The sequence below is a fragment of the Caulobacter vibrioides OR37 genome (assembly GCF_000372645.1).
Lineage (GTDB): Bacteria > Pseudomonadota > Alphaproteobacteria > Caulobacterales > Caulobacteraceae > Caulobacter > Caulobacter vibrioides_E.
Genome location: NZ_APMP01000035.1, coordinates 27,001 through 34,173, shown reverse-complemented (window position 1 = coordinate 34,173; position 7,173 = coordinate 27,001). Strand labels below are relative to the sequence as shown.

Annotated in this window: 10 protein-coding genes and 1 tRNA gene; 3 read left to right on the top strand and 8 right to left on the bottom strand. The window is 66.9% G+C overall.

The window, feature by feature from the left end; all coding sequences use genetic code 11:
- Positions 1-449: 449 nt before the first annotated feature.
- Positions 450-1,481, bottom strand: coding sequence for a COX15/CtaA family protein (locus OR37_RS18900; protein WP_004623647.1), 1,032 nt, complete (start codon positions 1,479-1,481; stop codon positions 450-452).
- Positions 1,482-1,625: 144 nt separating this feature from the next.
- Here OR37_RS18900 and OR37_RS18895 point away from each other — a divergent pair, with 144 nt between their 5' ends.
- Positions 1,626-1,877: a GlsB/YeaQ/YmgE family stress response membrane protein gene (locus tag OR37_RS18895; protein WP_004623645.1), complete on the top strand. Its 252-nt coding sequence runs from the start codon at positions 1,626-1,628 to the stop codon at positions 1,875-1,877.
- Entirely contained in the window at positions 1,874-2,110 is a 237-nt protein-coding gene (locus OR37_RS18890) for a DUF2842 domain-containing protein (RefSeq protein WP_004623643.1), read from the top strand. The genes OR37_RS18895 and OR37_RS18890 overlap by 4 nt, the downstream gene beginning before the upstream one ends.
- A 61-nt stretch (positions 2,111-2,171) precedes the next feature.
- Here OR37_RS18890 and OR37_RS18885 read toward each other — a convergent pair.
- The 7 genes from OR37_RS18885 to OR37_RS18855 all read right to left on the bottom strand — a co-directional run bounded on the left by OR37_RS18885 (position 2,172) and on the right by OR37_RS18855 (position 6,457).
- Positions 2,172-2,248, bottom strand: a tRNA-Pro gene (locus OR37_RS18885).
- Between the two features lie 75 nt (positions 2,249-2,323).
- Positions 2,324-2,752, bottom strand: coding sequence for a MerR family transcriptional regulator (locus tag OR37_RS18880; protein ID WP_035017726.1), 429 nt, complete (start codon positions 2,750-2,752; stop codon positions 2,324-2,326).
- Between the two features lie 11 nt (positions 2,753-2,763).
- Entirely contained in the window at positions 2,764-3,066 is a 303-nt protein-coding gene (locus OR37_RS18875; protein WP_004623639.1) for an integration host factor subunit alpha, read from the bottom strand.
- A 197-nt stretch (positions 3,067-3,263) separates the two neighbouring features.
- Positions 3,264-4,241 (bottom strand): beta-ketoacyl-ACP synthase III, encoded by a 978-nt coding sequence (locus OR37_RS18870; RefSeq protein WP_004623637.1) that lies wholly within the window; start codon positions 4,239-4,241, stop codon positions 3,264-3,266.
- On the bottom strand, positions 4,238-5,308 hold the full coding sequence (gene plsX / locus OR37_RS18865) for a phosphate acyltransferase PlsX (RefSeq protein WP_081612999.1): 1,071 nt from the start codon (positions 5,306-5,308) through the stop codon (positions 4,238-4,240). Before plsX ends, OR37_RS18870 begins: the two co-directional genes overlap by 4 nt.
- Positions 5,309-5,402: 94 nt before the next feature.
- On the bottom strand, positions 5,403-5,942 hold the full coding sequence (locus tag OR37_RS18860; protein ID WP_004623632.1) for a YceD family protein: 540 nt from the start codon (positions 5,940-5,942) through the stop codon (positions 5,403-5,405).
- Positions 5,927-6,457 (bottom strand): ubiquinol-cytochrome C chaperone family protein, encoded by a 531-nt coding sequence (locus OR37_RS18855; protein ID WP_004623631.1) that lies wholly within the window; start codon positions 6,455-6,457, stop codon positions 5,927-5,929. The genes OR37_RS18860 and OR37_RS18855 overlap by 16 nt, the downstream gene beginning before the upstream one ends.
- 120 nt (positions 6,458-6,577) lie before the next feature.
- Here OR37_RS18855 and OR37_RS18850 point away from each other — a divergent pair, with 120 nt between their 5' ends.
- A complete protein-coding gene (locus OR37_RS18850) occupies positions 6,578-7,063 on the top strand; it encodes an outer membrane protein assembly factor BamE (protein WP_004623629.1) in 486 nt (161 codons plus the stop codon).
- Positions 7,064-7,173: the final 110 nt, after the last annotated feature.

The following is a 7,173-nucleotide window of genomic DNA, read 5'->3' as shown; positions in this document are numbered from 1 at the left end:
TCGCGGCCCCGCTCAACCTAGCCCCGCCGCCGTTTTGGGCCGGATCCAAACGCCCTCCCCCGCGACGGGGATGGCTGTGATTATGGAGCGGCGCTGAACGCCGAGGATTGGCGGGCGTGCAAAATCGACAAGGCGTTGATTTCTCGGGGCTCGAGATCACGAATTCCGAGGACAGAGCGCCTTCAATCCCCATACCGCCCTCTCCTCGGGGAGAGGGAGGGACCCGCGCGAAGCGCGGGAGGGTGAGGGGCCACGCCCTCTCCGAACAAGCCCTCGAAGATCCGCCGTGCGAAAAGATCCGTGTGTTCCCGGCCAGCGGTGAAATCCCTCACCCTCCCACCGCCTACGGCGGCGGGCCCCGCCCTCTCGACGGGAGAGGGTTTTGGTGGGGCGGCTCCGCCGCTCTCCATGAGCCTCGGCTTCTGCGTCGCGACAAAGCCGAGACTGTGTCAGGGCCGCCGCACGCGCCAGGCGAAGACCGTCGCGGTCGCCAGCAGCAGCGCCGCGCCCGCCTGGTGCAGCACGCCGAGCGCGATCGGCGCCTGGGCCATCAGCGTCCAGACGCCCAAGGCGGCCTGTAGGGTGACCACGATCGCCACCGCCATCGCCACGGCCTTGGCCCCGCCGGCCAACAGCCGATCGCGCCCGGCGACGACACCGACGGCGATGCCGCAGAAGAACAGCAGATAGGCCATCAGCCGGTGGTGCAGTTGCACCGCGCCCTGGCTGTGGGCCAGCGTGCCCCATAGGCCGTGACCGGCATAGTCGGCCGGGAAGACATGACCATTCATCAGCGGCCAGTCGTTATAGACCAGACCCGCGTGATTGCCGGCGACCAGCGCCCCCAACATGCACTGGAAGAACACCGCCGCCAGGAAAGCCAGCGCCCAGCCGCGCCATTTGGAGCGTTCCTCGACGCGCGGCGAGCCGTTCCAGGCGTCCAGGCCCGTCCAGATCAGCACCACGAACAGGGTCAGGGCCAGGCTCAGATGGATCATCAGGCGCTCGGGCGCCACCGAGACACGCTCGGAAAGGCCGCTGGAGACCATCCACCAGCCCACGAGGCCTTGCAGCCCGCCCAGCCCCAGCATCGCCGCGCAGCGCCAGATCAGGCGGCGCGGAATATCGCGACGGATCAGGAAGACGACGAAGGGAATCGCGAAGGCCGCGCCCACCGTGCGGCCCAGCAGGCGGTGCGCCCACTCCCACCAAAAGATGCCCTTGTACCCCTCCAGCGTCATGTCGGGGTTCACCAGCTTGAACTGAGGGATCTTCTTGTAGAGCTCGAAGCTCTCGCGCCAGGCCTGATCCGACAGGGGCGGCAGAGCGCCCATGATCGGCTTCCACTGGGTGATCGAGAGGCCAGAGCCGGTCAGGCGAGTGGCTCCGCCGACGACGACCATGGAAAAGACCATGGCGGCGACGATGAACAGCCAGATCGCGACGGCGCGCGAGCGGTCGGAACGCAGGAAAGACGTCATGGGATCGGAAAAGCGTCACTTCTGGGCCGAAATGCGGCATGTCTTCCCTACGCCCGCCGGACGCTCGGGGCAATGTTCGCGTGGTCTGGCATGACGACGTCGCGCGTTCATGCGAGAAGCGGACATTCGGGGGCAGAGACCAGCATGAGCGGCATGGGCGTATTCGCGGCGGCGGTGATCGGCATCCTGGCCGGCTGGATCGCCGACCTTGTCCTGGCGCGCCACCACTCGCTGTTCATCAAGCTCTTGATCGGCGTCATCGGCTCGTACATCGGAGCGTTCATCGCCTCGCGCATCGACCTGCATCTGCCCGGCTTCGCCGGAGAGCTGGTCGTGTCCAGCGTAGGCGCGATCCTGTTTCTGGCTGTTCTCAGCCTTTTCCGGAGAACCGCGTGAGCGCTCCCCTGATTCCCGCCCGCCCGCGCAAGCTGATCGGCTCGCTCGCGGTCATGGTCGTGTTGTTCGCCTGGATCTGGGTCTTCACCAGCCTGTACGACCGACTGCCGCCCAACCGCCTGGTGCACCTCGTTTACTTCGTGGCGCTGGGCATGGGTTGGGTCCTGCCGGTGATTCCGCTGATCTCCTGGATGGGCAAGGCCGACAAGCCGCTCGACGTCGGCCAGCGATAACCGCGAGGCGACGGAACATGAAAAAGGCCGCCCCGAAGGGCGGCCTTTCGTCTTCCGCGAATGGTCGGAGCGACAGGATTCGAACCTGCGACCCCTTGACCCCCAGTCAAGTGCGCTACCAGGCTGCGCCACGCTCCGACGCGGAAGGAGCGCCCTTATAGGCGCCGCTCGGGGGTTGGGCAACAGCGATTTCGGACGAAATCGACGGCGCGTTCAGCCGCGCGCCAGAAGACCGTCGAGGCGGGATTTCACGGCCGTGAGGTCGTCGAGAGCAAACGCCAGGCGATGACGGGCGCGGTCATCCAAACGTCGGGCGGCCGCGGCGTCGTCCTTGTAATCCACCTCGGGATCCAGGTTCGCCGCCCCATTCGCGCCAAGACCCGCGGCGATCACCTGCGCCAGCCCGTGGTCGCGGTGCAGCTTCTGGACGCCCTTGATGGTCAGGCCTTCGCTGTGCAGCAAGGTTCGCACGCCGTTCAGAACGGCGACGTCCTGGGGCCGATAGAAGCGTCGGCCGCCCGCTCGCTTCATCGGCCGGATGAACGAGAACTTGGTTTCCCAAAAGCGCAGAACGTGTTGAGGCACGCCCAATTCGTCGGCGGCCTCGGAAATCGTGCGGAAGGCGTTAGGCCCCTTCGCCACCGCGGCCATCCCTAGTCGCCGAGCGCGCGATCGATTCGCGCCTTCATGACTTGGGAAGCCCGGAAGCCGATCACCCGACGGGGCTCGATCTCGGCCGGCTCGCCGGTCTTGGGATTACGGCCCATGCGCGCGCGCTTGGAACGGACCTGGAAGACGCCGAAACCGGAAAGCTTGACCGTTTCGCCCTCTTCCAGCGCCTCGGCCACGAGATCCAGGGTGCGCTCGACCAGTCCAGCGCAGTCCTGACGGGTCAGTCCGACCTCTTCATGGACCGCCTCGCACAGGTCGGCCCGGGTCAAAGTAGCGCCCTTCATGCAACCCCCTTCACGCGTATCGAAGCGGCGCGGAGGCCGCTTAAGACGGAGTACTCGCGGCAAGTCCGATGCGGCGCCGCCACCCTCGTTTGGCCGCGCCCGAATTCACCGATGACCTCATGCCGTGATTATCGCATGAAGTCAAAGACTCAAGGACAGGAGTTCATGCCCGAGCGCAAGCTTGGGCAAGCTTCGCCTTAAAGGCGAAGGACGCAGGCGCCCCAGGTCAGGCCGCCGCCCATGGCTTCCAGCAACAGAAGGTCGCCCTTCTTGATTCGGCCGTCCTTGATCCCGTGGGCCAGGGCCAGCGGAATCGAAGCGGCCGAGGTGTTGGCGTGGATGGCGACGGTCGAGATCACCTTGTTCTCGTCGATGCCGCAGCGATGGGCCACGCCGGCCAGAATGCGCTGATTGGCCTGGTGCGGGATGAACCAGTCGACATCCGCCACGGCGACGCCCGCGTTGGCGGCCGCGGCATGGATGGCTTCGGAGATGTTGACCACGGCGTGCTTGAAGACCTGGTTGCCCAGCATCCGCAGCTTGCCGACCGTGCCGGTGGTCGAAACGCCGCCGTCGACATAAAGCAGGTCCTGCTTGGTCCCGTCGGCGCGCAGGGCAAAGCCCTGCAGGCCTTGGTCGGCCGTGGTCCCCTCGCCCGCCTTGGCCTCCACCACGACCGCGCCGGCCCCGTCGCCGAACAGCACGCAGGTGCCGCGGTCGCTCCAGTCCATCAGGCGGGTCATGGTCTCGGCGCCGATCACCAGGGCGCACTTGGCGTGACCGCGCGCCACGAAGCCGTCGGCGACGCTCAGCGCGTAGACGAAGCCCGAGCAGACAGCCTGGACGTCGAAGGCGATGCCGACCGGCGCGCCCAGCTTGCGCTGGACCATGGTGGCGACGGCGGGAAAGGTCAGGTCGGCCGTGGTGGTGGCCACGATGATCAGATCAACGTCGGCGGCGGTCTTGCCGGCGGCCGCCAGGGCCTCCTTGGCGGCCTCGGTGGCGAGATCGGAGACCGGCTGGTCGTCGGCGGCCTGGTGGCGTTGGCGGATGCCCGTGCGCTCGACGATCCATTCGTCGCTGGTGTCGACGAACTTGGCCAGATCGTCATTGGTCACGACCTTGGGCGGCAGGTACGCGCCGACCCCGGTCACCACGCTTCTCACTAAGCTCACTCGACCGCTCCCTGGTCCTGCCCCGCCTTCGAGGCTTCGTCCTTGGCCGCGGCGGCGGTCAGGCTCTTCAGATTTCTGTCGATCTCGGCGCGGAAATCGCTGCGCGCGAGATTGATGGCGACCCGCACGGCCGAGGCGAAGCCGTTGGCGTCCGCGCCACCGTGGCTCTTGACCACGATGCCGTTGAGCCCCAGCAGCGGGGCGCCGTTGACCCGGCTGGGATCCAGCCGCTGGCGCATCCTCTTCAGCGCGCCAGAGGCGATCATGGCCCCCAGCATGGCCAGCGGCCCGGAGGTCAAGGTGGTCCTGATCTCGTTCGAGAAGAACCGCGCCATGCCTTCGGCGGTCTTCAGGGCGACATTGCCGGTGAAACCGTCGGTGACGACCACGTCCACGACGCCGTAGGCCAGGTCGCTGCCCTCGACAAAGCCGTGATAGTCGAAATCGAGCTTGGCCTCGCGCAGGATGGCGTGGGCCTCGCGCACTTCCTCGTGGCCCTTCTGGTCCTCGGAGCCGACGTTCAGCAGCCCGACCGTGGGGCGCTCCACGCCATGCATCGCGTGGTGGAAGGCCGCGCCCATGATCGCGAACTCGACCAGCTGGTCCGCGTCGCTCTCGACATTGGCGCCGACGTCCAGGACCGTGGCGACGCCCTTCATGTTCGGCCAGTTGGCGACGATGGCGGGACGCTCCAGCTCCGCGCCCATACGCAGGATCAGCTTGGAGATGGCCATCAGGGCGCCGGTGTTGCCGGCCGAGACGCAGGCCTGGGCCTCGTCCGCGCGAACCGACTCGATGGCGTTCCACATCGACGAGCCCTTGCCCCGGCGCATGGCCTGGGCGGGCTTTTCGTCCATGGCGATGGCCTTGTCGCAGTGGCGGACCTCGCTGACCGCGCGCGCCGCGGGGCAACGGGCCAGTTCCGCCTCGATCCGCGCGCTATCGCCGTGCAGCAGAAAACGCACGCCCGGCAGGGCCTGGGCGGCCTGTGCGACGCCCGGCACGACGATCGACGGACCGTGGTCGCCGCCCATGGCGTCGACGGAGATGACTACGGATTGGGGCACGTGGCGCGAGAAGCTCCAACAGGCGGGCCGCCTTTTCCAAGGCGGCGGAAGATACATCCGCGTGAATATCACGCAAGCGGGCGAGTCGAGCCGTTCAGCCCTCGTCTTTCGCCGCTTTCAGGCTCTTGAGCGCCGCGAACGGAGAAAGTTCGACCGGCTCCGGCGGCTGCACGAACACCGCGCCCGGCTTGCGGGGGAACGGATCGAGCTCCAGGGCCAGGTGCTCGACGACATAGCCGGAGACGTCGATCCTATCGCCCTCGAGCACGTCGGGCGGGTCGTCGCCGTCGGGATCGATGCCCAGGTCGCCGAACGCCTCCTGCGGGGCGTTCTGGCTATTGGCCGGCAGGACCTTCAGGTCGAAGCGGGCGTCGATCGGGGTCTCGAAGTCGTCGGCCGTCGCGCCGCAGGTCTGCACCACGCGCGCCCGCAGCACGCCCGAGACCTCGGCGCCGTCCAGCCAAGAGGTCAGGTAGACCTCGGCGCTCAGCGCCTCCAGGCTGACAAGACCAAGCTGCTTGGCGATAGCCTTGCGCTGGGCCGCGTCGGGCTGAAGGCGCAGCTTGACCGCGCCTCGGTCGACCTGGGCCAGCGGAATTTCGCACGGCCAGGCGGCGGTCACGGGTTCGGCCATGTCACGTCTCCTTGCAGCAGGGCGTCCAGCGACTGGTCCGCCAGCATTCCGCGCGCGGAGGCGACATAGGCGGCGAGCGCCGCCACGTCGCCCTCTGCGCGCTCCTCGAACGCGGTGCGGGCCAGAAAGTCGATCAGCGCCGTGTTTTCCGGCAGGCTGGCGACCGCTTCGTCATAGGCCTTCAGCCGCCCGTAGAAGGCGCCGGCCAGCTTCTTCATTTTCTTGCCGACCGAGGTGTCGGCCACGCCGATCTCGCGGAACGCGTCATCCAGGCCCTTCACATAGGAATCGAAAACGGCCTGCGAGGTTTCCGCCGCCGCCTCTCCCTGCCCCTTCAGCCGCTCGATCAGGAAGATCACGTGCAGGCTGAACAGTTCGAAGCGGCCCTCCATCGAGTCGCGCACGCCGAAATCGCGATAAAAGGCCGCCGACCGCGCCTGCCCGACCGCCGAAGCATAAAGCTTGGCGCCCGCCGCCTTGGCCGGCCTGGGCTTAAGCAACCTGTCCAAAAACATCAAACGCCTCGATTTCGCCGCGACATACCGCTATGCGCGGTATCCGCTTTCACGCGGGCATTGAACTAAGCTCCCGCGGGCGATAGGTCAAAGTCTGCATTTTTCCGGTTCGGAGCCTTGATGTCTCGCCCCGCCGTTCTCGCCGCCGCCGTCCTGGCCGTGGCCCTCGCGTCTTCGGCCTGCACGCCGCTGACGAGCTACTCCGGCTTCCAGGCCATCGACAACAAGCCCGCCGACATGAAGGTCGGGCAGGACAGCAAGTCGACCCTGATGGAAAAGCTGGGTTCGCCGTCGGCGGTTTCGACCTTCGACAACAACACCTGGTACTACATCTCGCAGACCACCGACCGCGTGGCCTTCTACATGCCGCGCGTGATCAAGCGCGACGTCGTGGCCATCAAGTTCAACCCGGCCGACGAAAAGGTCGCCTCGGTGAACACCTACACGCTGAAGGACGGCAAGGTCATCGCCTATAACGGCCGTGAAACGCCGACCCGCGGCCGCGAGATGACCATCCTCGAACAGCTGCTGGGCAACGTCGGTCGTGGCGGGATGCTGCCGCAAGACGATACGGCGCCCGGCCAGCGCCCGGGCGACCGCCGCTAGAGCTTCCGTCGATTATTCGACTTTCGAACAGCCGCTCGTCGGAAGACGGGCGGCTTTTTCGTCTGCCCGATGGATCAGGAAAGGTCACACCGCCCTTCGGCGAACGTAAA